Source organism: Arthrobacter sp. MP_M4 (genome assembly GCF_035984855.1).
Classification (GTDB): domain Bacteria; phylum Actinomycetota; class Actinomycetes; order Actinomycetales; family Micrococcaceae; genus Arthrobacter.
Genome location: NZ_JAXCHX010000010.1, coordinates 86,276 through 111,605, shown reverse-complemented (window position 1 = coordinate 111,605; position 25,330 = coordinate 86,276). Strand labels below are relative to the sequence as shown.

The following is a 25,330-nucleotide window of genomic DNA, read 5'->3' as shown; positions in this document are numbered from 1 at the left end:
GCACGCAACTGCTCCTCCACATACCGGCCCGACGCCTCATACCCCGACGTCCCCGACGCCCGGTTCCCGCCGTTATCATCGGCAATGCGCTGCAAAGCCTCCAAATGCACCCCCATATCCCGGCCCCGAAACGCCGCCAACACCGCCCCCGCATCCACCCCACCCGCAGGCTCCAACCGCGGAGCCGTACAGCCGGACAGAAACAGACTGACGGCAACCAGGATTGCGGCGGCAGTACTTCCGGGCCTTCTGATCATGTGGGCATCCTCCAGGCTACGAAGATAACGTTCCTGTCGTGCCAGCGAAAGACCCTGTCGCGGCTGCGGACACCGCCCCGCCGGTATTGACCGGATTCAGGTCCCGGCGGGTGGCCCCCTAGTGGGGTCCGGCGGGCACGGGAACGGCGACGGGAGCCGGGTCCGAGAAGGCCAACTTCGGCACGAGGACCAGGGCAGCGGCTGCCGCCAGGCCGGTCACGCCGCAAATTGCCCACACCATGAGGTACCCGGCCAGGGGCGCCGCAGTTGCACTGCTCTCTGTCGCAACCGAGCCCGCCTCAGCCAGGACGTGGCTCAGCAGGGCGATGCCAAACACTGCCGAGGCAAAAGCACCGCCGATGGTCTTGGTGGTGTTGGTCAGGCCGGTGGCCATAGCCGTCCGGTTCAGCGGAGCAGCAGCTGCGGCCGCCGAGGGCAGCGCGGCCACGAGGGCTCCGGAGCCGATGCCGGCTACCGCCATATTTGCCCAGCATCGAGACGCCGAACAGGGTTGCAGTCAGCTGGATGGGCCACATGGCCTTCGCGCGCAGCATCCGGATGTCCACCAGCGGGTCTCCCGGCCCAGCCGGTAGCGCGTGAATGGAACGAAAACCAGGATCCCGGCGGTGACGAGCGCCCAGGGCCACCACGCGGCCGGCCCATTGAGCCGCATGAACGTCAGCCCCGAGGTGATCAGCAGGAGCCCGACCGCGAGGAAGGTGAGGCCCCGCGTATCCACCCGGCCGCCGCTGCGCGCGGTGGATTCCGGCACGCCCAAGCGGATGCTGAACCAGCAGGCGGAGACTGCCACTGCCGGAATCATCAGCACCAGCTGCAGCGGGCCGGCGAACGCCTCGACGAGGGACCCGGCGGCAAGCGCACGGCAATGACTCCGAATTCGAGGGCTCCGACCAGGAGCCCGGCCGCGCGCCTGGTGCGGGCAGCGCCGTCGGGCAGCTGGTGGACCCGGCTGAAGATCAGCGCGATTTCCAGCGGCAGTCGGACCACGTAAATGCCCTGCAGAGACCAGGCCGCGAGTAAGGTCCAGAAGTCCGGGGCGAACGCCACAGCCCAGGACGCCGCCGCGGTGAGCGCGGTGGACACCAGCAGAATTTTCCGGTGGCCGTACATGCCGCCGAGCTTGGCGAGCACCTGCAGCGTCCGGGCCACGGGCGGCAAGCCCGACGGGCGCCGGGGGAATATTCGGACAGGGCGGTGGTTATACCGGTCGATAGATGCAAATGCATCTATCTCGGTTATACTGGAAGCAGCTCCCGGAAGACTCCGGCCACGGAAAGGCACATTATGCAGATCGGCGTATTCAGCGTCAGCGATATCACTCCGGACCCCACCACAGGCCGCACCCCTTCGGAGCACGAGCGCATCAAGGCGTCGGTGGCGATTGCTAAAAAGGTCGAAGAAATCGGCATGGATGTCTACGCTCTCGGCGAGCACCATAACCGGCCCTTCTTCTCTTCTTCCCCCACCACCACCCTGGCCTACATTGCCGCGCAGACGGAGCGCATCATCCTCTCGACGGCCACCACACTGATCACCACCAACGACCCGGTGAAGATCGCCGAGGACTTCGCCATGCTGCAGCATCTGGCCGACGGCCGGGTGGACCTGGTCCTTGGCCGGGGCAATACTGCTCCCGTCTACCCCTGGTTTGGCAAGAACATCCAGGACGGCATCGAGCTCGCGGTCGAGAACTACAGCCTGTTGCGCCGGCTCTGGGACGAGGACACCGTGAACTGGTCCGGCAAGCACCGCACGCCGCTGCAGAAATTCACGTCCACGCCGCGCCCGCTCGACGGCGTCGCCCCCTTCGTGTGGCACGGCTCCATCCGCACACCGCAGATTGCCGAGGTGGCGGCCTACTACGGCGACGGCTTCTTCGCGAACAACATCTTCTGGCCCAAGGAGCACTACCAGCAGCTGATCGGCCTCTACCGTGAACGCTACGAGCACTACGGCCACGGCAAGGCCGACCAGGCGATCGTGGGCCTTGGCGGTCAGTTCTTTATGCGGAAGAATTCGCAGGACGCCGTCAAGGATTTCCGCCCCTACTTCGACAACGCCCCGGTCTACGGCCACGGCCCGTCCCTGGAGGACTTCACGTCCCAGACGCCGCTGACGGTCGGCAGCCCGCAGGAAGTCATCGAAAAGACGCTGTCCTTCCGTGAATACTTCGGTGATTACCAGCGCCAGCTGTTCCTGATCGACCACGCGGGGCTGCCGCTGAAGACCGTGCTGGAGCAGCTGGACCTCTTCGGCGAAGAAGTCCTGCCGGTCCTGCGCAAGGAATACGCCGAGAAGACGCCGGCGCACGTCCCCGAACCCCCCACCCACGCCGGACGCGTCGCCGCATCCCTGGCCGCGGCCGGGGAGCCGTCCGCCGCGACCGCCGGCGTTCAGGGGGTGTGATGCCCGCCAAGACGAGCACGTCGCCGGTGCGCCTGGCCGCGGAAACCTGGGAGTCGCTGTTCCGCGCCCAGGTGGCGGTGATGCGCCGGCTCCAGGCCGGACCCGCCTTCAAGGCCCTGGCCGTCAACGAGTACGACGTGTTGTTCACGCTTTCCCGCTGCCCGTCCGGGTGGCTCCGGCAAAATGAGCTCAACGACCACGTGCTGCTGAGCCAATCCAGCCTGAGCCGGCTTGTGGAACGCCTGGAAAAGCGCGGCCTGGTGGAGCGCATGCCGGCACCGGACGACGGCCGCGGAGTTCTGGTCAAGCTCACCGACGCCGGCTGGGAGCTGCAAAAACAGATCGGCCGGGAGCACGTCCGTGACATCGCCGCCCTGGTAGTCCCGGCCCTGACGCCGGCCGAACAGCAGGAGCTGCTGCGGTTGACCGAGAAGCTGCGGGCCTCAGTCACCGCCCGCTGAGCGCCCGGCGGCGGGTTGGGGGTGCCGTTCCCTCAGCTATCGGATGGTGGCGGGTTGGGCCGGGTCCTCGTCCGGCAGGGCGCCGTCGACGACGGCGGTGACGGTCAGGTGCGTCAGCGACAAGCTGCCGCCCACTGTCGAGAGGAATGCGGTATCGGAGGAATCCCGGCCGGTGGTGATCCGGAGGAGACTTTCCCGCGGGGCCAGGCCGGTGGGATCGATGACCTGCCAGACACCGTTGATGTGGGCCTCGGCCACCGCATGGAAGTCCATCGGGCTCAGGCCGGGGGCGTAGACGGCGGCGAGCCGGGCCGGAATGTTTTTGGCGCGCAGCAGCGCGATCGCCAGGTGGGCGTAGTCCCGGCAGACACCGCGGCGGTGCAGGAGCGTTTCGACGGCCCCATCTGTCCCGCGGGAGGATCCGCTGACGTAGCGCAGCTCGTTGAAAACCCAATGGCGCACTGCGAGCAACAGCTCCGCGCCCTGCAGGCCGCCGAATTCAGCGTAGGCGGTGGGCAGGAGCCGGTCGGACTCGGCGTAGCGGCTCGGCCGCACGTAGCGGATAAGTTCCATCAGCCCGGGCTCCTCCGGCACTGCGGCACCTGCCACCGTGGCCGTGTACTCCACGAGAACATCGGCGGAATCCGCGAACTCCATGTAGTGGAAGCGCCCGCCGTGGTGGTCCGACAACTCCGTCACCGGAACGTCGTCGCCGCCGGAAGTAACAGACAGCGTCTCAACGAAGCTGCTGTAGCCGGAATTGCGGGCCACGGACACCGCCAGGGCAACCCTGGTGCCGGCCACGGTCTTGAAACCCATGCGGGCAGCGACAGAGCGTTCCATGTTTCTCCGGGGGTGAGAGGTGAGGGCGGGGACGTCCCCGGTCCCGGCCCTCCGGGTGCGGGCGGAGCAGGACTAGGTGTTGATCTTCAGAGACAGTAGCATCCGCTGGACGTTGGCGAATTCCGAGCCCTCGTTAACGTATGCGGCGGCCTGGTCGAGGGTGTCGAAAGCCTTGGCCGGGGCCACCTTCTGGTCCGGGGCAAACGCCAGCAGGTCCGCCCGGTCACCAAAGGAGTAGTCGCCCTTGCTGTCGGGGCCGCGGACCAGGTTCTGCAGCACGCAGGCTTTTCCCTCGGTGCCTCCGACCACGTTGGTGATGCCGTACGAGCCGAAATACTTGTAGCCCTGGATTACCCGAAACACCACGCGCGGGTCGATGGTGCCCCCTCCGCCACGGTGCGGCAGGTCCACGGGAACGCTGTTGACCACGACGTACGGCTTTGCGGCATCAGCCGGGCAGGCCGCCGCGGGCCGGGGCTGAAGCCCGGTCTGCAGGGTGGCGAGGTAACCGCCGTCGGCGTCCTTGACCTCGATCTTCAGCGCCCCGGGCAGGGTTCCCGGCCCGGGGGTTACCGATTGGACGATCCATTCCTGCGGCAGTTCGAAGCTGATGGTCTTCGCCGGATCGGTGAAGACCTTCCAGCCCGCCGCCGTCGAGCCCGGCGACGCGGAGAGGGAGGGCGAGGCGCCCGGCGTCGTGCTGCCCGCGGACGGACCCGTCGGGGAGGCAGCCGGGCCCGAACCGGACGCGCCGCCCGCTGTCCACGCAGGGACTTCCGGTCCCGCAGCGCTGCAACCGGACAAGGCGGCCGCGGCGAGCGCCAGAGCAGCGGCGATGCGAAGGCCCTGTGTCCCCCGGCGGGTTTCCATCCCAGTCATGGTGCCAGCGTAACGGGACACCGGACTGCTCAGAGTTCCCGGATCAGTATTTCGTAAAAGCGGACGCCGCGCTCCAGCGTCTCCAGGAGGATCTTCTCGTCTGCGGCGTGGATGCTGCCCCTGGCCGCGGCGTCCATGAAGAACGGGGCGAAACGGTACACGGCGCCGCAAATTCCGGTGAAGCGGCGGGAATCCGTGCGGCCCATCATGATGTAGGGCGTCACGAGCGCCTCCGGAAAGACCAGGGCGATGCAACCCTCCAGCAGATCCCACTGCGCCCCGGAATATGGTGAGACCGGCGAGGGGTCATTGCCCTCCACGACGCGCAGTTCCACTTTCGGGTCCCGGATGATCCGCCGCAGCCGCGCCACGGTCCCCTCGACGGTGTCCCCCACAGCCACCCGGATGTTGGGCGTTGGCCCGGGCCGTCGCGGCCAGGACGTTGGCGGCGGTGCTGCCCTCCAGGGTGGTGATGGCGACGGGGGTCCGGGTTATCGCGTTGGTCTCGTTGCCCAGCCGGCCAAAGACCAGCGTCACGGGGGTCCGGAACAAGGACAGCCGGCCGAAGACGGACCGCAGGGGCGCCGGAGCATGCGGTCCAAAGCGCCGGAGCATGCGGTCCAAAGCGCCGGAGCATGCGGTCCAAAGCGCCGGAGCATTGCCACGGTCACGTCCGGCAGCGACGGTGGAAAGGGGCTGCGCTCAATCCTGGTGATGGCGGGCCAGCCGCGCTGTTGCGCCCATCCGGGGAGGAGTGGAGGCGTGGCCGCCGGGGTCCCTGGTCAGCAGTTCCACATCCAGGATCCCCTTTTCCGCGACGCCGACGACGGCGCCCGGGCGGGTCACGCCGGGGAACGCCCCGCCCGCGACTGCGCCTCCCTCGTCCAGCACCAGCCAGGGCTTCACACCGCGGCGTGCCAGCAGTCCGGCGCGGCGCCGCGGCGCTGTCACCGGCCGTCTCCTCGTTGTCGCCGAACGAGAAATAGAGGTCGTGGGCAGGGGCGAACCCTGCCCCGAGCAGGGTTTCGGCGGCCTCCAGGATGGCAGCCAGCTGGCCCTTGTCGTCGAGGGTTTCCCCGGCCCCACAGGTACGTGCCGTCGTTGTGACCGGAGAAGGGCGGGCGGGTCCAGGCGTCGGGATCGCCCGCCGGAACAACGTCGTAATGGGCCATCAGGACGGCCGGACGGGCCGCCGGGTCGGCGCCGGTGCCCGGCCAGCGGAACAGCAGCGCGTGGCCGTTAACGCGTTCGAGCTCCAGTGTGGCGTGGACGCCCGGATACAGCCGCGCGAGAGCCGCGATAAAGCCCTCGAACTCGGCGGGATCCGCCCCGCGCTCCAGCCGGGACGAGACCGTGCGGAACTGCACGAGTTCGGCCAGGGCAGCGGCAGCGCGGGCAACGGACGGCGCGGGAGTGGTTGGCATGCGCGAAAGTCTACGGCCCTGCCGGTACTGGAACCGGGCCACCGGACGCGCGATTCGCTGCTGTTAAAGCGGGATACGCTGGAGATATGGTTGATCAGGATTTTGGCAACGGGGATATCAGAACCCAGGACAACGTAGCGGACATCTCCGCCGTTGACATCGCGGACTGGCGGATCCGGACCTTCGCGCTCTACGCCCATGTGCGCACGGTCGCGGCGGAAGATCCGGCCGAGGCGCATTCATACTGGCGCCAGGAGCGGGACCGGATGTTCGGCACCCATCCCGCCTCACCGCTTACAGCGGCTGCGAAGTCCAGCTTTGACGGGCTTAAGACGGCGGACTACGATCCCATCTACCGTTTCCACATCCCGCTGACCGGCGAAGGCGCGGGGCGGGAAATGAACGTTGAAACGGGCACCGACGGCGTGGTCCGGTTCGTCCGGCTGGGCACCTTCGATTTGCCGGAGCTGGGCCAGCTCGCCGTGTGGAAGCTCCACGGCTACGGCGGCGGCATTTTTGTGCCGTTCCGCGATGCCACGGCCGGCCAGTCCGGCGGCAGCTACGGGGCAGGCCGCTACCTGCTGGACACCATCAAGGGCGCCTTCCATGGCGGCCACGGAACAGGGCCAGCCACTGAGTTCGTGGTTGATTTTAATTTTGCCTACAACCCTTCCTGCGCCTACAACGAGGCCTGGGCCTGCCCCCTCGCCGGCCCGTCCAACCGTCTGGCTGTGGAGATCCCTGTCGGCGAGCTGTACTGAGCGGATGGATGCCCAACTCGAACAGCACGCCCCTGCCCCGGACACGTCAGCTGGCACCGCCCCTGCCCCGGGCCGGCCGGCTGCCCGGCCCTCTGACCGGCGGCGGCACCGCGGCCTGCTCCGGTACCCGCTGGTCCGGCAGCTGCTGAGGTTCACCGCCGTCGGTGTTCTCTGCACAGTGACGTCATTGGCTCTTTATGCCTTCCTCCGCCCGTACCTGGGCCCGCAGCCGGCCAATGCTGTAGCCCTTGTTCTGACCTCCCTGATGAACACGGCACTGAACCGCCGGCTCACCTTCAAGATCACCGAACGCCACCGGATGAAGCGCGACCACCTCAACGGATTAATCGTGATCCTCGTGGCCCTGCTGATCACCGGCGGCAGCCTCGGCGTCCTGCACTGGATCAACCCGGACGCAACGGTCGCCGCCGAGCTGTGGACCACCACCATCTCCGGCTTCGCGGCCACGGCCGTGCGGTTCACCATGCTGCGGCACTGGATCTTCCGCCGGGCACGGCACCGCTAGCGTCCCGGCACCCCAAGTCCCGGCACCCCAAGTCCCGGCACCCCCGTTGCGCTATCAGATACCGTCCCTTTGGAGGCCTGGGAGCAGCATCAAGTGATAGGGCAACCGGGGTCAGGCGCCGGGGCGGAGGGACTGCACGCTGCCGACGGCGGTGCGGACCGCGGCCGCCGCCGCCTGCAGGTCCGCCGCCGTGACGGCGGAGTCGAAGCTGAAGCGGACCGCGGTCTGGGCGGTCGCGGCGTCGAAACCCATTGCCAGCAGCACCGCGGAGGGCTCGTCCGAACCCGCGGCGCAGGCGGATCCGGAGGAGCACATGACGCCCTGGCGTTCGAGCTCCAGCAGCACGGATTCGCCGCTGGCCCCCGGAAAACAGAAGGACGCCACGGAGGGCAGCCGTTCGTCCGGATGGCCGGTCAGGACCGCGCCCGGAACTCCGGCCTGCACGGCGCGGATGAAATCATTGCGCAGGGCCGCGACGCGGGCCGTCCGGTCATCCTGTGACGCCTGCGCGAGCGCCAGCGCTGTTGCCAGAGCTACGGCCCCGGCCACGTTTTCGGTGCCGGACCGGCGCCCGCGTTCCTGCCCGCCGCCGTGGATGACCGGTTCCAGCCGGATCCGGCCCCGCACAAACAACGCCCCGTTGCCTTTAGGCGCCCCAAGTTTGTGCCCGGAGATGCTCAGGGCGTCGACGCCGAGGGCAGCAGTATCGAGCGGGAGCCACCCGGCGGCCTGCACGGCATCGGTGTGGAACGGAATTCCGTGTGAACGGGCGAGCGCGGCCAGCGCCGCCACCGGCTGCACCGTGCCCACCTCATTGTTGGCGTACATGATGCTGACCAGGGCTGTCTCGGGCCGGAGCGCGGCTGCCAGGGCCGCTTCGGTGATGCGGCCATAGGAATCCACCGGCACCACGTCCACGCTGAAGCCGTGCACGCGTTCCAGGTAGCGGGCGGATTCCACCACAGCAGGATGTTCGACGGCGCTGATCACCACCCGGTCCAGCCCGGGGTCGGCTGCGTGGCGGGCAAGTGCGATGCCCTTGACCGCCAGGTTGTCCGCCTCCGTGCCGCCGGAAGTGAACACCACTTCGCCGGCCCGGCAGCCCAAGGCCCGGGCCGTCGCCGCCCGCGCCCCGGCGAGCGCCGTGGCGGCGGAGTCCCCGAGCGAGTGGTGGCTTGAAGGGTTGCCGAACTCCCCCGTGAGGAACGGCCACATGGCCTCGATGACCTCGCGGCGGACCGGTGTGGTGGCCGCAGCGTCGAGGAAGATCACGGCGCGCCGGGACCGAGGTCGATGTCGAGGCCCAGGTCCAGGGCGGTGACGCTGTGGGTGAGGGCGCCGATGGAGATGACATCCACCCCGGTGCCGGCGATACCGGCCACAGTGGCCAGGTTGACGTTGCCGCTGGCTTCAACCCGGGCCCGGCCGGCGACCAGGGCCACGCCGGCGGCGAGATCTGCGAGGGAGAAGTTGTCCAGCATGATGGTGTCCACTCCGGCGGCCAGCACGGGCCCGATCTGGTCCATGCGGTCCACCTCCACTTCGAAGTGTGTGGTGTGGCCGAGGCGCGCTTTGGCTTCCCGCAGGACGGCGGTCAGTTTCGCGGGGTCTCCGCCGGTCAGGACGGCCAGGTGGTTGTCCTTGGCCAGCACGGCGTCCGAAAGGCCAAAGCGGTGGTTCGCACCGCCGCCGCACCGGACGGCATAGCGTTCCAGCACCCGCAGGCCCGGCGTCGTCTTCCGGGTATCGGTGATCCGGGCCCCCGTGCCGTCGACCAGGGCGACAAACTCGGCGGTCCGGGTTGCGATGGCGCTCATCCGCTGGACGAGGTTCAGGGCCACGCGTTCGGCGAGCAGCACGGCGCGGGCGTTGCCGCTGACCCGGGCGAGGACCGCCCCGGCGGCGAAGGCGGAACCCTCCGGGACGAGAAGTTCGACGTCGGCGCCGGGGTCCGTGAGCTTCATCGCGGCCGCAAACACCTCCCCGCCGCTGAGCACGCCGGGGACGCGTGCGGCCAGGACCGCCGTCGCGCGGGCCTCCGCAGGGATAAGTGTCTGCGAGGTGATGTCTCCGTAGGGTGCGTCCTCCAGCAGGGCCGCCCGCAGGACGGCGTCCACGGCGGCGGCCGGCAGCGTTCCTGCGAGCGCCGGCACCGGGAGAGCGGGGCGGGCTGCGGCGGGTGCGGTCATGAGGAAATCCTTTGTTTCGTTCGGATGGCGGCGTGCCGGTGGGCGTGTGGCGCGGCCAGCGGAAAGGAGCGGGCGGGCGCGGCCAGAACGGCGGGTGGAAGGGGGGTGCCTTCCGGATGGTCGGCGTCCGCCCGGTAGTGTGCACCCACCGAGAAGGCCCGGTTCCGGGCGGCTGCGACGAGCAGCCGGGCGGCCAACAGCAGGTTCCGGTCCTCGTGCGCCTTCAGGTCTGCTGCGTCCGTCACTTCCTCGGGGCGGACGACGGCGGCCCACCAGGAAAGCACGGCCTCCGCCTCCCGCAGTTGCCCGCCGCTGCGCAGTATTCCGGCGTGCGCGGTCATCAGCCGGCCCAAAGCATCCCGCGAGAACGGCCCGGGGCCGGCCTCGGTGATCGCGACACCTCCGGGCGGACCAGCCTGGTAATTCGTCTGGCCGGCACCCATGGCTGCCTGCCCGCTGCCCTTGTCGCCATTGAAGAACGACTCCACCGCGCGGCGGCCGAAAACCAGCCCTTCGAGGAGCGAATTGCTGGCCAGGCGGTTGGCTCCCTGCGCGCCGGTGCACGCGACCTCACCGGCGGCGTAGAGTCCCGGCACGGAGGTGCGCCCCCAGAGATCGGTGGCCACCCCGCCCATCCAGTAGTGGGCCGCTGGTGACACCGGAAGCACCTCCGTGGCCCAGTCGTAGCCGGCGGCGCGGGTGGCGGCGGTGATGGTGGGAAACCGCCGGGCCAGGAATCCGGGGCCGCGGGCGGCTTCTATTCCCCGGGCGTCCAGGTATACCGGGCTGTCTGCCGGCGCGCCGGTGGCGGCGAGGTGCAGGGCGATGCTGCGGGAGACGACGTCGCGCGGGGCCAGCTCGGCGTCCGGATGGTAGTCCGGCAGAAAGCGGTGACCGGCGTCATCGAGCAGGACGGCACCTTCCCCGCGGACAGCTTCGGAGATGAGCAGCGCGGGCGGACCGCCGGGGGTCTCGTCGGCCGCAAGGGTGGTGGGGTGGAACTGGAAGAATTCGAGGTCCCGGACCGTTGCGCCCGCCCGCCACGCGAGGGCCAGGCCGTCCGCCGTCGCGACGGCGGGGTTGCTGGTCCGGGCGAAGAGCCGGCCGGCGCCGCCGGTGGCGAGCAGCACCGCATCGGCGGCCAGGTGCTTCAGCTGACCGTCAGAGAGGTAGGTGACGCCGGTGACCCGGGCGGCGCCTGCCGCCGGGCCCGGTTCCTGGGGGCCGGTGAGCAGGTCTGTGACGAACGCACCGGTCTCGACCCGCAGCCGGCCCTGCGCTGCGCGCTCCAGGACCGCGGCGGCCAGGGCACGTGCCAGGCATGCCCCGGTCGCGTCGCCGCCGGCGTGCAGGATGCGGGCGGCGGAGTGGGCTGCCTCCAGGCCCAGCGCCGGTCCCCCGCCGGGTCCGGCGTCGAACTCCACACCGAACCGCTGCAGGCCCGCGATGTCCCGGACGGCCTCGACGCACAGCACCCGGACGGCCTCGGGGTCGTTCAGCCCGGCGCCGGCGGCGAGGGTGTCGGCGATGTGGGCCGCTACGGAATCACCGGGGGCGGCTTCCTCCGGCAGGAGCACGGCCGAGACCCCGCCCTGGGCGTAAAAAGTGTTGCTCTGCTCGAGCGTGCCTTTGGTCAGAAGGACCACCTCGGTGGCCGGGCCGCCGCCTCCCACCGCGTCGGCCGCGGGATCTGCCCGCTCGGTGGCGAGCAGGGCGGCGTACAGTCCGGCGATGCCGCTGCCCACGACCACAAGCCGCCTGGTCACGGCCGCGCCGCCAGCATCCGCTCGAGGGCCACGCGCGCCGGGGCGGCGACGGTGTCCGCCACGGTGATGCGGTTGACCACCTCGCCGCGGACCAGTGCTTCCAGGACCCACGCCAGGTAGCCGGGGTGGATCCGGTACATGGTGGAGCAGGGGCAAATCACCGGGTCCAGGCAGAAGATGGTGTGCTGCGGATACTCCGCTGCCAGCCGGTTGACCAGGTTGATCTCGGTACCGACAGCGAACGTGGTCGGTTCGGTGGCGGCGGCGATCGCTTTGCGGATGAAGTCCGTGGAGCCGGCGGAGTCCGCGGCGTCGACCACCTCCATGGGGCATTCCGGGTGCACGATGACCTGGACACCCGGGAACTCGGCGCGGGCCTTCTGGATCTGGGCCACGTTGAAGCGCTTGTGGACGGAGCAGAAGCCGTGCCACAGGATCACGCGGGAGTCCTGCAGGGTCTGCCCGTCGTTGCCGCCGAGGTCCTTGCGCGGGTTCCACATCGGCATCTGGTCCAGCGGCACCCCCATGGCCTTGGCGGTGTTGCGGCCCAGGTGCTGGTCCGGGAAGAACAGGACCCGCTGGCTGCGCTCGAACGCCCATTCCAGTACCGTGGCTGCGTTCGAAGAGGTGCAGACGATGCCGCCGTGCTCGCCGCAGAAGCCCTTGAGGGCGGCGGAGGAGTTCATGTAGGTGACCGGGATGACCGGAACCCGGCCGTCGGCGTCGGGCTCGGAGCCGAAGAGTTCCTCCAATTGTTCCCAGCACTCGGTCACGGAGTCGATGTCCGCCATGTCCGCCATCGAGCAGCCTGCAGCCAGGTTGGGCAGGATGACCGCCTGGTCCGGGCGGGACAGGATATCGGCCGTTTCGGCCATGAAGTGCACGCCGCAGAAGATGATGGCCTCGGCGTCCGGGCGGGTCAGCGCGGCGTTGGCCAGCTGGAATGAGTCACCGACGAAGTCCGCGTATTCCACGACTTCGTCCCGCTGGTAGAAGTGGCCCAGCACCATGGCACGGTCCCCGAGCGTTGCCTTGGCGGCGCGGATGCGTGCGCCGAGTTCGGCGTCGCTGGCCCTCTTGTACTCCTCCGGAAGCTGGCCCTGCCGGGGGGTCGAGGCCGGGGCGGTGTCAGCGATGGAGGCCCCGGGGCCGTAGGCGGGCACGCCGGCGAGGGCTTCGGCGAGGTCGTAGTCCCAGGGCCCGCGGGCGAGCGCCGGGCTGCAGGTGGAGACTGGTGCCACGCCCTTGGCGGTGGTGCGGGCGGCCTGCTCGCGCGTGATCAGCTGGATGGCTGTGTTGACGCTGCTCATGGTGTGCTCCTGTTGTCCGGGTCAAGGCCTGGGCGGCCGGTAAAGCGGTAAAGGCGGGGCGGGCGGTGTTTGCCGCCCTGCAGGTACTGGTCGGTTTCTTCGATTTCGGGTGTGGCTTTGACCTGGCGGCGGAAGTTGGCCGGTTCCAGTTCACGGTCCAGAACGGCCTCATAGACCTCCCGGACCTGGGCGAGGGTGAAGTACTCGCCGAGCAGGTGGTAGGCGATGGATCCGTAGGCCATCTTGTTGCGCAGCCGCCAGAGCGCGTAGTCGATGATGGCGTTGTGGTCGAAGGCGAGGTCGCCGAGCCGATCGGCCCGGAACCAGCGGACGTTTTCGGATTCGTCCGCAAGTGCGGCCTCGGTGGGCTGGACCAGGGCCCAGTAGACGATCGAGACCACGCGCTGGGTGGGTGAGCGGTGCAGGCCGCCGAAGGCGTACAGCTGCTCAAGGTAGCTGGGAGCCAGGCCGGTGGTCTCCTGCAGGTTCCGCGAGGCTGCGTCCTGCAAGGACTCGGCATGGGTCAGCGGCCCGCCCGGCAGGGCCCACAATCCCTTGAACGGTTCACGGATCCGTCGAACCAGCGGAATCCAGAGGGTGGGGCGTCCGGAGCGTGCGCTGGGGCGCAGCGCAAAGATCACCGTGGAGATGGCCAGCGACGGCGGTGCGAACTGGCGCTCCGCGACGTTGGCGGCTGTGGTGTACATGGCGGGTCCCCCCGGCTTCCCGAGCTGCGGTCCGGCCGTCGGGGAAGGGGCGCGGCCGGTTCCGGCAGGACCGCCGGAGTAGTTACAGTCAAATTGACTAGAACTAAGTCTACGACGATCCGGATTGGGGGCAAAATGGTTCCGGTTCCGCCCGGCCCCGGAGTTAGCGCTACCCAATAAAGCTCATCATGCTTACGATTGAGGCTCCGGGTGCTGGGAACCCAGCGCTGCCGGTACCCCCGACCCAAGGAGCACCGATGTCGTTGACCAAGGGAACAGCCGTGGAATGGAACACGCACCAGGGCCCTACCCACGGCAAGGTCGTGGAGAAGAAAGTCAGTGATTTCGAGCTGGATGGCCATACCCACCGGGCAAGCGAAGACGAGCCGCAGTACGTGGTGGAGTCCGCCAAGACCGGCGCCCGCGCGGCGCACAAGGCCTCTGCCCTGACCGTTAAAAACTAACGCCGTGGCCGGCCAGCACCACGAAGTGCTCATCATCGGCGGCGGCAATGCCGGCGTCTCCCTCGCGGCACGCCTTCACCGTTACGGGGTGAAGGATGTGGCTGTGGTGGAGCCCGCGGACCAGCACTACTACCAGCCGCTGTTTTCCCACATCGCCGGCGGACGGGCGCAAGCCTCCGAAGCCGTCCGGCCGGAGGGCGCCGTTCTGCCCCGGAGTGTGGCATGGATCCGGGACGCCGCGGTGGACATCGACCCGCACGGCAAAACGGTGTCGTTGGCGTCCGGCGGCAGGCTGGGGTTTGAGCACGTGGTGGTGTGCCCCGGCCTGCAGCTGGATTGGGACAAAATACCGGGTCTGGGCGAGGCTGTTCATTCCCCGTCGGGTGCATCCCATTATGAGTTCGGCCTGGCGGCCAAGGCCTGGACCCTGCTCAGCGCCCTCACGGCGGGAACCGCGGTTTTCACCATGCCCGCCGGGCCGATCAAGTGCGGCGGCGCCGCGCAGAAACCGATGTACCTGGCCTGCGATTACTGGCGGGAGCAGGGAGTGCTGCAGGACATTCGGGTCATCATGGTGCAGCCCTACCCGACCGTCTTCGGCGTGGCCGGAGTGGACGAGGAGCTTAACCGCAAGGTTGCCGAGTACGGCATCGAACTGCGGTTGGACAGCGAACTGGTCGCAGTGGACCCGAAGGCCCAGACAGCGCTGATCCGCAACAACGCCGCCGGATCCACCGAGGAACTGCGTTACGACGTGCTCAACGCCGTCCCGCCGCAGTCGGCCCCGGACTGGCTCAAGGCCACGGAACTGCCCGCCCGGGGCGACGCCGGCGGCTTTGTGGAAGTGGATCCGCAGACCCTCCGGCACGTCCGCTTCCCGGCAGTCTGGTCTTTGGGGGATGCTGCGGCGACCAGCAATTCCAAGTCCGGCGGGGCGCTGCGGAAGCAGACAAAAGTCCTGGCGAAAAATCTGGTCGCGGCCCGGCAGGGAAAACCCCTGACCAACAAGTACGACGGATATTCGGTGTGCCCCTTCACGGTGTCCCGCTCCACGGTGGTCTTCGCCGAGTTCGATGACCAGTCCCGGCCCATGCCCACCGTCCCGAAGGTGCCGACGTGGAAAGAGAGCCGCGCATCGTGGGTGGTGGACCGCGACATCTTCCCGCAGGTCTACTGGAACCTGATTCTCAAGGGCCGCGCCTAGGTTCCGAAAATCCGTCCCGGTGTTACTGCCCGGCGGCGGCAGCCTCAAGCAGCGGCAGCGTGCGGCCCTGAAAGTGGGTATTGAGCACAATCACCGAGGACGAGCGAAGAACTGTCCGGGTGGCAATCATGGCGTCCAGCACGCGTTGTAGGTCAGGGTTGGAACGCGCCGCGATCCTGGCCATCAAGTCCGAGCTTCCGGACACCGTGTGGATTTCGATCAGCTCCGGAATCTCCGCGAGGGCCGCGACCACCGCATCGTGGCCCAGGTCCTGGTTGATGGTGAGCGAACAAAACGCCACCACGGGATACCCGAAGCGGGACGGATCCGGATGCGGGACCCAGGAGCCGATGACGCCGCGCTCCTGCATCCGGTCCAACCGCGACTGCACGGTGGCGCGGGCGACTTTCAGCACCCGGGAGGCCTCCAGCACCGAGGCGCGGGGCGAGTCGGTGAAGAATCGGACAATCTTTGCATCCAAAGGATCCACGTCCATCGAAAATCCCTTCTCCCGGGGAACGGGCAGTACAAGGCGCTGGGGATGGCGCGGTATTGGCTGACAATCTGTTCCCATGCTCTCACGGCCGGTGTGCGGGGTGCCCGCCGGGTGGCGGTAAATTCAATAGGTCCCAGAAGGACGTACAGATCCACACCACACAAAGGTTCGCCAGCATGACAATGAAGTCCACCGCGGAGCGCCCCGGCCTGAAACTCGGCCGCAGCATGAAGCCACGCCAGCTCACCATGATGGGACTCGGCAGCGCCATCGGCGCCGGCCTGTTCCTCGGTTCCGGCGCCGGAGTCCAAGCCGCCGGGCCGGCGGTTTTGATCTCTTACCTGGTCGCGGGCACCCTGATCATCCTCGTGATGTGGGCCCTCGGCGAAATGGCCGCGGCCAACCCCAACAGCGGCGCCTTTTCCGTCTACGCCGCCAAGGCGATGGGCAGGACCGCGGGAGCCACCGTGGGCTGGCTCTGGTGGCTCCAGCTGGTGGTTGTCATCGCCGCCGAAGCCCTCGGCGCCGCCGCCCTGCTGGTCACGGTGTGGCCCGTGCTCCCAGTGTGGGCCCTGTCCCTGATCTTCATGGTGCTCTTCACGGCCATCAACCTCGCCGGCGTCAAGAACTTTGGTGAGTTCGAGTTCTGGTTCGCCATCCTCAAGGTGGCCGCCATCCTGATGTTCCTCGGCATCAGTGCCGCCCTGCTGCTGGGCTGGCTCCCCAACGTCCCCTCCCCCGGGCTCAGCAACTTCACCACAAATTTCGCGCCCGCGGGCCTTGGCGGCATCGCCACAGCCCTCTTCGTGGTGATCTTTGCGTTCGGCGGCACCGAAATTGTCAGTGTGGCCGCCGCCGAAACCGAGAACCCCCAGCACAGCGTGGCCCAGGCGATCCGCACGGTCGTGTGGCGCATTCTTGTCTTCTACATCGGCTCGGTGTTCGTCATCGCCGCGGTCCTGCCGTACACCTCGGACGCCCTGGCCTCGCCGTTCGCCGGCGTTCTGGACCTGGCCCGCATCCCCGGCGCCGGTGCCGCGATAACGCTGGTGGCCGTCGTCGCACTTCTCTCGGCCCTGAACGCGAATCTCTACGGCGCGTCCAGGATGGTCTTCTCCCTGTCCGAGCGCGGTGAGGCGCCCCGGTTCCTCTCCACGGTGAACAAGGCCCGCGTGCCGGTGGTGGCAGTCGGCGTCTCCGTCGCGTTCGGCTTCCTGGCCACCGTGCTGGAGCTGCTGTTTCCGGAACGGATTCTGCCCGCATTGTTCCAACTCGTCGGCTCGACCTGCCTGATGGTCTGGGGCTCCGCGCTGGTGTCCCAGTTGGTCCTCCGCCGCCGCGCCGACCGCGAGGGCACCGACCTGCCGTTGCGCATGCGGGGATTTCCGGGGCTGACCATCTTCGGCCTGGTGCTCCTGGCCCTGATCTTCGCCGTCGGCTTCAGCAGCCCGGAGAGCAGCAAGCAACTTGTCAGCACCCTGGTGCTTGTCGCTGGTATCGCCGCGGCCTGTTGGACCGGCGCCCGGATCTCCCGCAACCGGGCGCCCGAGCCGCAGTAATCCGGCGCCGGCGGGGACGGCGCAGGGTTCTGTACAAACTGCCACCCCCGTTGGCGCACTGACTGACACTCCTGTGCAGGCTGACCAGTTTGTTGCGGGCTGATTGCCCACCATGTGCCCGGTGACTAGGGTCACATCCATGGACACACTTCCGCTGGCTTCCGGCTACGCCGCCAAGCCACTGACCCCTGCTGAGCTCCGCGAGCTCTATTCGCTGATGGTGGCCGTCCGGCACCTCGATGCCTCGGCCATCGCCTGGCAGCGCCAGGGCATCATCCCCGGCTACGCCCCCGAGCTGGGCCAGGAGGCGGCCCAGGTGGGCAGCGGCTACGCCGTTGACACCACCCGGGACTTCGTCTTCCCCACCTACCGTGAGATGGGCGTGGCCCGCACCATGGGCGTGGACATGGTGGCTTACATGTCCACCCACAAGGCAACCTGGCACGGCGGCCTTTATGACCCGCAGCAGACCCGGCTCGCCCCGATCCAGGCCGTGGTGGCCGGTTCGGTGCTCCACGCTGTGGGCTGGGCCCACGGCCAGACGCTGGCCGGCACCGCCGACGGCAGCCTCGGCGTTGCCATGACCTACTTCGGTGACGGCGCCTCCTCCCAGGGCGACGTCCACGAGGCCCTGAACTTCGCCGCCGTGATGAAAGCCCCGGTGGTGTTCTTCGTGCAGAACAACGGGTGGGCCATCTCTGTACCCACCGAACGCCAGGTTGCAGGCGGCTCCGTTGCGGCCCGCGCCGCCGGTTACGGCATGCCCGCGCTGCAGATCGACGGCGACGACGTCGTCGCCGTCGTTGAGGCCACCCGGCGCGCCTTCGCACACGCCCGGTCCGGCAACGGGCCCGTGCTCATCGAGGCCATGACCTACCGCCGGGGGCCGCATTCGACCTCCGATGATCCCGGACGTTACCGCTCGCTCGATGAAGAGCGCGACGGCGCAGGGCTGGATCCGCTGGAGCGCTTCCGGCAGCGGCTTCTTGCCGACGGCATCGCCGACGCTGCCTTCTTCGCCGAAGCCCTCGCAGCGGCCAAGGCCGAGGAGGAACACATCCGCACCGGCATCCAGGCGCTCGGGTCCCGCCCCGGCACCGAGATGTTCGACCTGGTCTTCCAGGAAACCACCCCTGCCCTGCAGGCCCAGGCCGCTAACTGGCGCGAGGAGTCCGAACATGTCTAACTCGATACTCGAAGGCGGCAGCACTGCACCGGTCGCGGCGCCTTCCACCATGATGTCCATGCAGCAGGCGTTGAACCGCGCCCTGGACGAGGTCCTCGCGGAGAACCCCAAGGCCGTCATTTTCGGTGAGGACTGCGGCCGGCTCGGCGGCGTTTTCCGCATCACCGACGGGCTGCAGGCCAAACACGGTGAACAGCGCGTCTTTGACACCCCGCTCGCCGAGTCCGGCATCCTGGGGATGTCCGTCGGCCTGGCGATGGCCGGCTTCCACCCCATCCCCGAGGTCCAGTTCGACGGTTTCGCCTACCCGGCCATCAACCAGATCGTCTGCCAGATCGCCCGGATGAACTACCGCAGCCGCGGCACCTTGCCGATGCCCATCACCCTGCGGGTGCCCAGCTTCGGCGGCATCCGCGCCCCCGAACACCACGGCGAAAGCCTTGAGGCACTCTTCGCCCACGCGCCGGGGCTTAAAGTGGTCTCGCCGTCGAACCCGCACGAGGCCTACCACCTGCTCAAGTACGCCGCCACACGGCCGGACCCGGTCATCTTCATGGAGCCGAAGTCCCGATACTGGCAGAAGGGTGAGGTGGACCTCGCCAGGCACGACGCCGCTGGCGGCGGCAATTCCCCCACCGGCGCGAAGGTGATGCGAGCGGGCCGGCATCTTACGCTCGTGGCGTGGGGCGCCATGGTGGCCCGCTGCCTGCAGGTGGCCGAGCTCGCGGCCGAGGACGGCATTGACATCGAGGTCCTGGACCTGCGCTGGCTCAAACCCATCGACGCCGAGGCGCTGGGCGCCTCCGTGCGCAAGACGCGGCGCGCCGTCGTCGTCCACGAAGCGCCGCTGACCTCCGGTCTTGGGGCCGAAGTGGCGCAGCTGATCACGCAGAGCTGCTTCGACACGCTCAAGGCCCCCGTGGAGCGGGTCACGGGCTTCGACGTCCCGTACCCTTCGGGAGACCTGGAAGACGAATACATTCCGAACATTGACAGGATCCTCTTCGGGATCCAGCGAGTACTGGAGTACAAACGTGGCTGAAATTTCCTTCCCCCTCCCCGACCTCGGCGAAGGCCTGATCGAGGCGACAGTGCTGGAATGGCTCGTGGCGGAAGGTGACCAGGTGGAGCGGAACCAGCCCCTGGTGGAGGTTGAAACCACCAAATCGGCCGTGGAACTGCCCAGCCCGCAGGCAGGTAAAGTGGTGCGTATCCACGGCGGACCCGGCGACAAAATCAACGTCGGCGAGCCGTTGATTGTGTTTGAGGTGCCGGACAACACCGCCGGCATCGTGGGCACAGTCCCGAAGGAAGAGGCACCGAAGCGCCGGGTCCGCCTGAGCGCCGTACTTGATGAGGACTGACACCATGAGCGGCAGACACAGCGGCCAGCAGCACTCCCACACCGTCGAAGGGACCGACCCGCAGCTGAACGTCGGAGTGCACGAGCCGGAGGCCGACGCCGGACTTCGGCCGGTGCTGTTGCTGCACGGCTTCTCGTCCTCCACCAAGCTCAACTGGGAGGACACCGGCTGGCTGACTGCCCTGCTGGAAGCCGGCCGCCGTGTCATCACGGTGGACCTGCCCGGCCACGGCCGCAGCGGATCCCCCGAGGACCAGGATTCCTACGCCCCCAGCCGGATCCGCGCGGATCTGTTGCAAATCGCGTTCGACGCCGGCGTGCGCCCCCTGCGCGACGGGGACCCGGCCAGCGGGCTGGACCTGATTGGCTACTCGCTCGGGTCCCGGCTCGCCTGGGAATTCGGCGCCACCCAGCATGAGCTGGTACACCGGATGGTCTTGGGCGGTCCGAACGTTTCCGACCCGCTGGCCGACTTCGATCTGGTGGCTGCCCAGCGCTACCTTGCCGACGGCACGCCGATCGGCGATGCGTCAACCGCCGGGCTGCTGAAAATGGCCCAGATGCTGCCGAGCAACAACATCTTCGCGTTGCTGTCCCTCGTGGAGGCCATCAAGAGTGAGCCGTTCGATCCCGCCGAGGCCGTGCCGCACATGCCCATGCTGCTGGTGGCTGGGGAAAAGGACGAGCGCGCGGCCTCGATGCCGGAGCTCGCAGCGCTGGGCGCCAAGGCCGGCGCCCAGGTGGAGCAGCTGGTCCTGCCGGGCCGCAACCACACCAATGCGATCACCAGCCGCGCCTTCAAGCAGGGTGCCGTCAGCTTCCTCGGCGTCCAGCCTCCCGCCGACTCAAAGCAACGCGGGTCCGGAGTCTAATAGTCGACACCCGGTTCGGGCTTTTCCTCCATCTGGAAGCACGCCGAGGAGGACAGGACGTTAAGCGCGTTCCGCCCAGGGTTGAACTCGATCGCGTGCCTGTAGCCTTCCTCACTCACGATCACCAGTTCCGGGTCGCCATTGGCGCTCGTCTTGTCCCTGACGGTCCAGCCGCTCCTCGCGGACCAGTCAGCCTTGATCCGCTCCAGCAGCGCCGCGCCGTCGGCGTCTTCGCTGAGGACAACATCCAGGGTGCCCGGCCAGTAGTAGCCGCCGGTCTCACATTCGAAGAGGGCCCGGGAGGTGGCGGTCTGCTTCGTCGTCGACACGGCTGCCGGCGGGACCACCAACAGCAGTTCGTCCTGCTGGCTGCGGGTGGACTGTTTCGCGCTGTCAAGATCCATGCCGGGGCTCCGCGGTGCGGCGGCGGGTGGTGCACAGGCCGCCAGCACACCCGCCAGGCAGGAGACGGCGATGGCTGCAGGCAGCCGGGTGAGCAGCGTGGTGACGGTCAATTTCGGCTCCCAAAGATCGTGCGCGGTGTCCGCGCGGGCCTCCCGGTTCGGGGCAGGGTCATCATGGAGCGTCCTCCGCGGGGGCGGCCGGGCGCACCCCGGACATGCTACAGGCAATTTTTCCATTCGCTGGATGGAGCGGCGCGCGCGGAGCATCCCGGTGCCCCGCTGGCCTGAAGACGCGTTGGCTTAAAAGCAAGAGGGGCGCGGACCTCTCGGCCCGCGCCCCTCCAATGCCCCAGTTGCTCGTTAGTGCTTTGCGGCTTCCGCCGGCGCGTGGTGAACGACGCCGAGCGGGCGGCCCTTGGTTTCCCCGGCCAGGAGAACGCCGACCGCGGAGATGACGCAGAGGATCATGATGTAGATGCCGATCGATCCGGTCCAGCCGGTGCCCTGCAGCAGGACCTCCGCGATGGTGGCCGCGAACGCACCGCCCAGAATGGCGCCGAAGGCGTAGCCGATGGAGATACCCGAGTAGCGCACGTTCGCCGGGAACATCTCGGCGTACATCGCGGACATCGGGCCGTAGGACAGGCCCAGGCCAATGGTCAGGACGAAGAGCGCGACGCCGTAGAGGACGATGTTCTTGGTGTCGATCAGGGCGAACATTGGAATCATCCAGACGAAGACAATGCCGTAGCCGATCAGGAACGTCTTGACCCGGCCGATCTTGTCAGAGAGCCAGCCGCCGACGAGGGTGAAGATCAACCAGCCGAAGGATGCCAGCGTGGTGGCGAGCAGGATCTGCGGGGTGGGCATCTTCAGGGTCTTGGTGGCGTAGGAGATGAAGAACGCGATCAGCAAGTAGCCGGCGGCATTGTTGCCAATGAAGATCATCGTCGAGTAGAGGACGGCCTTCTTGTGCTTGCGGATGAGCTCGCCCAGCGGCGCCCTGCTCTCTTCCTTGCGTTCCTGCATTTCCTTGAAGACGGGGCTCTCGGCAACGGCCCGTCGGATCAGGTAGCCGACCACGATCAGGACGATGGACAGCAGGAACGGCACCCGCCAGCCCCAGGAAGCGAAGTCCTCCTTGGACATTCCGGTGTTGAGGAAGTACAGCAGGCCGGTAGCGAGGATCATGCCCACCGGCACACCGATCTGCGGGTACGCGCCGAACAGGCCGCGCCTGCTCATGGGCGCGTGCTCGACGGCCATGAGTGCGGCACCGCCCCACTCACCGCCGGCCGAGAAGCCCTGGATGACACGGAGCAAAATCAGCAGCACCGGAGCCCAGACGCCGATTTGGGCGTAGGTGGGCAGCATGCCGATCAGCGCTGTGGCGGCACCCATCATCACGAGGGTGAAGACGAGCATGGCCTTGCGGCCGAGACGGTCGCCCAGGTGGCCGGCGACGATGGCACCGAGCGGGCGGAACAGGAAGCTGATGCCGATGAGGGCAAAGGAAAGGATCTGCGCCAGGCCCGGATTGGAGGCGTTCAGGGGTGCCAGGAACAGCGGTGACAGCAACGTTGCCGTCAGCTGGGCGAAAATGAAGAAGTCGTACCACTCGATGGTGGTTCCCACCAGGGTGCCCGCGAGGACTTTGCGTTCCTCATGCTTGCTGCTGGGGCCCGCCTCTGTATCGACACGTGAAGTTGCGGTCATTGGAACTCCGTTGCTGGGGGCAGAGGTGCTGCCCGGGGTGGGTGCGAGAGAATAACTGATTGCCTCTGGAATTACTGATCGAACGGTCAGTAAGTATTCAGAATACTACTATGAAATATGCGCCAGGTCACACCTTTTAGAAAAAAGGCATCCCGCCGTGACTGTAGAGTGCCTGCTTCGACAGCGGCGAGAGCCATATAGTTCTATAATTGAACACAAAGTTCACATATGGAACGCTAGCGCAGTGTGAGGCAGGGCACAAGGGCAGCCGGCGCTCCCCGTCGTTCCGCCGCCGCACCCGGGGCGCCGCACACTTAGGATGGACCAATGACTCCGACCGCCGGCAGCGCCCAGGCTTCCCCGTCCCAGACGTTGTCGCGCGGGATCCGCGCCCTGGAGATCCTGGCCGACGCCCCGAACCCGCTGACCATCGCCGAACTCGCCGACGCGATGGGGGTGCACCGCTCGGTGGCATACCGCATTCTGCGCACCCTGGAAGACCACTCCCTGCTGGTGCGCGACGACGGCGGCCGGGTCCAGCCCGGGCCGGGCCTTGCCGTCCTGGCCCGGGGAGTATCGCGGAACCTGCAGACGGCAGCGCTGCCGGAGCTCACCTTGCTCGCAAATTCGTTGACGATGAGCGCCTTCGTGGCCGTCTGGGACCACGAGGAGTGCGTCACCCTTGTGACCGTGGACCCGCGGCGCACCGGGGCCGCCGTCGTCCAGCATCCCGGGTCCCGGCACCCCATCAGCGCCGGCGCGCCCGGCATAGCGATCCAGTCTGCACTGACCGAGGAGGAATGGTCCGTGGCCGCGCCCGGCATTCCCTACCGCGCCGAAGCAGCCGAGGCGCGCCGCCGCGGCTACGCTGCCAGCCACGACGAGGTACTCGCCAACGTTTCCTCACTCGCCGTTCCCATCCGGGTTCCGGGCGGGCGGCCGGCGGCCCTCGCCGTCGTTTATCTGCGTGCCGCCCAGGATCCCGGCGAAGTCGCAGCAGCCCTTGCCGCCAGTGCCGGGCGGATCGAGAGCCAGCTGGGCTAACCGGCGGCGGCAGCCCCGTCGCGCCGCCGGATCACGACGGCGGCTGCCGCGCCCAGCAGGAACAGCGCCGCTGCGGCGCACACGGGCACCACGAAGGCGGCCGAATATCCGTCGTTCTGCGCCAGTTGCCCCGCGATCGAGGAGCCGACAGCCGTACCTGCGACGATGCCGCTGGCCAGAGCAGTCATGACAGTGCCGAGTTTCCCGGCCGGGGCGACGAGCCCGCCAATCGCGAACACCGTCACCATCAGCGGCCCGACCGGCAGTCCAAGGACCAGCAGCACAAAGATCATGGGAAGGGCCGACGAGGGCAGCAACAACAGCAGCGCCAGTCCTGTCATCAGCGCGGCACAGGCGAGCCAGCGGACGTTCGCCGTGAACCGTGCCGGCCAGTACGCCACCGACAGGGCCGCAGCCGCGGAGCTCAGGCCCATCACCGCGTAGAGGAGTCCGGCCAGCTCGGAGGTGGCGAAACTGGCCGAGAAGGAACTCAGCGCGGTCTGCGTGGCGCCGAAAAACGTGCCCATGCAGACCATGGCCAGCACCGGAAGTGCCACGGCAGCAAAGGCACCGATCCGCTGACCGGCCGGCTGCGACGCCCGGAGCTGCTTCGCTTGGGCGGCGCTTGCCGGAGTCCGCGCCGGCGTCAGCTCCACGGCGGAATGCGTGGGATGCACGGCGAAGGCCGGAACGAGGGTGAGGGTCAGCGCCGCAGCGAGGGCGAGCGGCAGCCAGGGCGCGATCAGGCTGGCGAGGATGCCCACCAGCGCCGGGCCCAGGACGAACGTCAGCTCATCGGCGGTGCTTTCGTAGGACAACGCCGTGTCCAGGTCTGCGGAGTTGGCAGCGCGTCCGCCCCGGGAAGTCAGGGCCATCCAGCGGACCCGGGCGAGCGGCCCCACCTGCGGGCAGCTTGCGCCGGCGACGAAGGCGGCCGCGAGGACGGGCAGAGCAGCGCCGAGGTCCTGTCCGCCGGGGATCAGGTAGACGCTGAGGATCAGGGCGATAACCGCGGCGGTGTTGAACACGGCGGCGAACACCAGGACCGGACGCTGGCCGCGGCGGTCTGCGAGCGCACCCAGTACGGGCGCGCCGAGTGCCGAACCGATGCCCACCGCGCCGGCGGAGACGCCGCCAACGGCGTAGGAGCCGGTGACGGCCGTGACCAGGGTGAGGGCGCCGACGGTCAGCATTGCCAGCGGAAGGCGGGCGAAGAGTCCGAGCGGGATGAAGCCTCGCCCGGCGAGGAGCGGCAAGCGGGCGTAGGGGCCGCGGGCAGGAGTTTCAACAAGGTGGGGCGCCGCGGAAGTGGGCGCCTGGGAAGGAGTGGGAAGAGTCATGATTCCGGGTTCGCTCAAGGGTGCGCATCGTCCCTCCTCCCGATGCGCGCGACCCGGTAACAGCTCCAGTGTATCTGCAAACGGGTCCTCCTTCGCGGCCCGGCTGCGCTGCGGCAGCCGGGTTCGCGGAGG

General features: G+C 68.3%; 29 protein-coding genes and 1 pseudogene. 12 read left to right on the top strand and 18 right to left on the bottom strand.

Going from position 1 to position 25,330, the window contains the following annotated elements; genetic code table 11:
- The 4 genes and pseudogenes from RCH15_RS09960 to RCH15_RS09945 all read right to left on the bottom strand — a co-directional run.
- Nucleotides 1–257 (bottom strand): annotated as a pseudogene (locus RCH15_RS09960) (aminopeptidase); the annotation flags it as partial.
- Between the two features lie 118 nt (nt 258–375).
- Nucleotides 376–738, bottom strand: coding sequence for a hypothetical protein (locus RCH15_RS09955; RefSeq protein WP_326960460.1), 363 nt, complete (start codon nt 736–738; stop codon nt 376–378).
- 36 nt (nt 739–774) lie between these two features.
- Nucleotides 775–1,068, bottom strand: coding sequence for a hypothetical protein (locus RCH15_RS09950; protein WP_326960459.1), 294 nt, complete (start codon nt 1,066–1,068; stop codon nt 775–777).
- An 11-nt stretch (nt 1,069–1,079) separates the two neighbouring features.
- Complete coding sequence (locus RCH15_RS09945) at nt 1,080–1,427, bottom strand: hypothetical protein (RefSeq protein ID WP_326960458.1); 348 nt, start codon at nt 1,425–1,427, stop codon at nt 1,080–1,082.
- 135 nt (nt 1,428–1,562) lie between these two features.
- On the opposite strand from RCH15_RS09945, the gene RCH15_RS09940 reads away from it, so the two are divergent.
- Together RCH15_RS09940 and RCH15_RS09935 are read left to right on the top strand one after the other, a co-directional pair.
- A complete protein-coding gene (locus tag RCH15_RS09940) occupies nt 1,563–2,684 on the top strand; it encodes an LLM class flavin-dependent oxidoreductase (protein ID WP_326960457.1) in 1,122 nt (373 codons plus the stop codon).
- The gene (locus RCH15_RS09935) at nt 2,684–3,145 is read left to right on the top strand and encodes a MarR family winged helix-turn-helix transcriptional regulator (RefSeq protein ID WP_326960456.1); all 462 of its coding nucleotides are present in this window, start codon (nt 2,684–2,686) and stop codon (nt 3,143–3,145) included. The genes RCH15_RS09940 and RCH15_RS09935 overlap by 1 nt, the downstream gene beginning before the upstream one ends.
- Before the next feature lie 36 nt (nt 3,146–3,181).
- Here RCH15_RS09935 and RCH15_RS09930 read toward each other — a convergent pair whose 3' ends face one another.
- From RCH15_RS09930 to RCH15_RS09910, 5 genes are all read right to left on the bottom strand, one after another.
- A complete protein-coding gene (locus RCH15_RS09930) occupies nt 3,182–3,988 on the bottom strand; it encodes a transglutaminase-like domain-containing protein (RefSeq protein WP_326960455.1) in 807 nt (268 codons plus the stop codon).
- 72 nt (nt 3,989–4,060) lie between these two features.
- On the bottom strand, nt 4,061–4,867 hold the full coding sequence (locus RCH15_RS09925; RefSeq protein WP_326960454.1) for a hypothetical protein: 807 nt from the start codon (nt 4,865–4,867) through the stop codon (nt 4,061–4,063).
- 29 nt (nt 4,868–4,896) lie between these two features.
- On the bottom strand, nt 4,897–5,268 hold the full coding sequence (locus RCH15_RS09920; protein ID WP_326960453.1) for a M20/M25/M40 family metallo-hydrolase: 372 nt from the start codon (nt 5,266–5,268) through the stop codon (nt 4,897–4,899).
- A 301-nt stretch (nt 5,269–5,569) separates the two neighbouring features.
- Nucleotides 5,570–5,818 carry a hypothetical protein gene (locus tag RCH15_RS09915; RefSeq protein ID WP_326960452.1) on the bottom strand — a complete coding sequence of 83 codons (249 nt, stop codon included), beginning with the start codon at nt 5,816–5,818 and terminating at the stop codon, nt 5,570–5,572.
- Nucleotides 5,815–6,291 carry a hypothetical protein gene (locus tag RCH15_RS09910; protein ID WP_326960451.1) on the bottom strand — a complete coding sequence of 159 codons (477 nt, stop codon included), beginning with the start codon at nt 6,289–6,291 and terminating at the stop codon, nt 5,815–5,817. Before RCH15_RS09910 ends, RCH15_RS09915 begins: the two co-directional genes overlap by 4 nt.
- An 86-nt stretch (nt 6,292–6,377) precedes the next feature.
- Here RCH15_RS09910 and RCH15_RS09905 point away from each other — a divergent pair, with 86 nt between their 5' ends.
- Both RCH15_RS09905 and RCH15_RS09900 read left to right on the top strand, forming a co-directional pair.
- On the top strand, nt 6,378–7,052 hold the full coding sequence (locus tag RCH15_RS09905; protein ID WP_326960450.1) for a DUF1684 domain-containing protein: 675 nt from the start codon (nt 6,378–6,380) through the stop codon (nt 7,050–7,052).
- A gap of 4 nt (nt 7,053–7,056) precedes the next feature.
- On the top strand, nt 7,057–7,578 hold the full coding sequence (locus RCH15_RS09900; protein WP_326960449.1) for a GtrA family protein: 522 nt from the start codon (nt 7,057–7,059) through the stop codon (nt 7,576–7,578).
- A 111-nt stretch (nt 7,579–7,689) separates the two neighbouring features.
- On the opposite strand, the gene RCH15_RS09895 is transcribed toward RCH15_RS09900, so the two are convergent.
- The 5 genes from RCH15_RS09895 to RCH15_RS09875 are packed head-to-tail and all read right to left on the bottom strand — an operon-like array spanning nt 7,690 to nt 13,550.
- On the bottom strand, nt 7,690–8,850 hold the full coding sequence (locus tag RCH15_RS09895) for a cysteine desulfurase family protein (RefSeq protein WP_326960448.1): 1,161 nt from the start codon (nt 8,848–8,850) through the stop codon (nt 7,690–7,692).
- On the bottom strand, nt 8,847–9,767 hold the full coding sequence (gene nadC / locus RCH15_RS09890) for a carboxylating nicotinate-nucleotide diphosphorylase (RefSeq protein ID WP_326960447.1): 921 nt from the start codon (nt 9,765–9,767) through the stop codon (nt 8,847–8,849). Before nadC ends, RCH15_RS09895 begins: the two co-directional genes overlap by 4 nt.
- Entirely contained in the window at nt 9,764–11,533 is a 1,770-nt protein-coding gene (nadB, locus tag RCH15_RS09885; protein ID WP_326960446.1) for an L-aspartate oxidase, read from the bottom strand. The genes nadC and nadB overlap by 4 nt, the downstream gene beginning before the upstream one ends.
- Entirely contained in the window at nt 11,530–12,843 is a 1,314-nt protein-coding gene (gene nadA, locus RCH15_RS09880; protein WP_326960445.1) for a quinolinate synthase NadA, read from the bottom strand. The genes nadB and nadA overlap by 4 nt, the downstream gene beginning before the upstream one ends.
- A complete protein-coding gene (locus tag RCH15_RS09875; RefSeq protein ID WP_326960444.1) occupies nt 12,840–13,550 on the bottom strand; it encodes an NUDIX hydrolase in 711 nt (236 codons plus the stop codon). The genes nadA and RCH15_RS09875 overlap by 4 nt, the downstream gene beginning before the upstream one ends.
- Before the next feature lie 257 nt (nt 13,551–13,807).
- On the opposite strand from RCH15_RS09875, the gene RCH15_RS09870 reads away from it, so the two are divergent.
- Nucleotides 13,808–14,014 (top strand): DUF2945 domain-containing protein, encoded by a 207-nt coding sequence (locus tag RCH15_RS09870; protein ID WP_326960443.1) that lies wholly within the window; start codon nt 13,808–13,810, stop codon nt 14,012–14,014.
- A gap of 4 nt (nt 14,015–14,018) precedes the next feature.
- Nucleotides 14,019–15,218: an NAD(P)/FAD-dependent oxidoreductase gene (locus RCH15_RS09865; RefSeq protein ID WP_326960442.1), complete on the top strand. Its 1,200-nt coding sequence runs from the start codon at nt 14,019–14,021 to the stop codon at nt 15,216–15,218.
- A 22-nt stretch (nt 15,219–15,240) separates the two neighbouring features.
- Here the strand turns inward: RCH15_RS09865 and RCH15_RS09860 are convergent, their stop codons facing one another.
- Nucleotides 15,241–15,714: an Lrp/AsnC family transcriptional regulator gene (locus tag RCH15_RS09860; RefSeq protein WP_326960441.1), complete on the bottom strand. Its 474-nt coding sequence runs from the start codon at nt 15,712–15,714 to the stop codon at nt 15,241–15,243.
- Nucleotides 15,715–15,890: 176 nt separating this feature from the next.
- Between RCH15_RS09860 and RCH15_RS09855 the strand changes: the two genes are divergently transcribed.
- The 5 genes from RCH15_RS09855 (at nt 15,891) to RCH15_RS09835 (ending at nt 20,694) form a co-directional block, all read left to right on the top strand.
- Nucleotides 15,891–17,273 (top strand): amino acid permease, encoded by a 1,383-nt coding sequence (locus tag RCH15_RS09855; protein WP_326960440.1) that lies wholly within the window; start codon nt 15,891–15,893, stop codon nt 17,271–17,273.
- A 139-nt stretch (nt 17,274–17,412) separates the two neighbouring features.
- Nucleotides 17,413–18,459, top strand: a complete 1,047-nt coding sequence (locus tag RCH15_RS09850) for a thiamine pyrophosphate-dependent enzyme (RefSeq protein ID WP_326960439.1) — start codon at nt 17,413–17,415, stop codon at nt 18,457–18,459.
- Entirely contained in the window at nt 18,452–19,501 is a 1,050-nt protein-coding gene (locus tag RCH15_RS09845) for an alpha-ketoacid dehydrogenase subunit beta (protein WP_326960438.1), read from the top strand. The genes RCH15_RS09850 and RCH15_RS09845 overlap by 8 nt, the downstream gene beginning before the upstream one ends.
- Entirely contained in the window at nt 19,494–19,823 is a 330-nt protein-coding gene (locus tag RCH15_RS09840) for a biotin/lipoyl-containing protein (RefSeq protein ID WP_326960437.1), read from the top strand. Before RCH15_RS09845 ends, RCH15_RS09840 begins: the two co-directional genes overlap by 8 nt.
- A 4-nt stretch (nt 19,824–19,827) precedes the next feature.
- Nucleotides 19,828–20,694: an alpha/beta fold hydrolase gene (locus RCH15_RS09835; RefSeq protein WP_326960436.1), complete on the top strand. Its 867-nt coding sequence runs from the start codon at nt 19,828–19,830 to the stop codon at nt 20,692–20,694.
- Here the strand turns inward: RCH15_RS09835 and RCH15_RS09830 are convergent.
- Nucleotides 20,691–21,209 (bottom strand): hypothetical protein, encoded by a 519-nt coding sequence (locus RCH15_RS09830; RefSeq protein ID WP_326960435.1) that lies wholly within the window; start codon nt 21,207–21,209, stop codon nt 20,691–20,693. The genes RCH15_RS09835 and RCH15_RS09830 overlap by 4 nt on opposite strands.
- 249 nt (nt 21,210–21,458) lie before the next feature.
- Nucleotides 21,459–22,814, bottom strand: a complete 1,356-nt coding sequence (locus RCH15_RS09825; protein ID WP_326960434.1) for an MFS transporter — start codon at nt 22,812–22,814, stop codon at nt 21,459–21,461.
- 327 nt (nt 22,815–23,141) lie between these two features.
- On the opposite strand from RCH15_RS09825, the gene RCH15_RS09820 reads away from it, so the two are divergent.
- Nucleotides 23,142–23,858, top strand: a complete 717-nt coding sequence (locus tag RCH15_RS09820) for an IclR family transcriptional regulator (protein WP_326960433.1) — start codon at nt 23,142–23,144, stop codon at nt 23,856–23,858.
- Here the strand turns inward: RCH15_RS09820 and RCH15_RS09815 are convergent.
- Complete coding sequence (locus RCH15_RS09815) at nt 23,855–25,198, bottom strand: MFS transporter (protein WP_326960432.1); 1,344 nt, start codon at nt 25,196–25,198, stop codon at nt 23,855–23,857. The genes RCH15_RS09820 and RCH15_RS09815 overlap by 4 nt on opposite strands.
- Between the last annotated feature and the right edge of the window lie 132 nt (nt 25,199–25,330).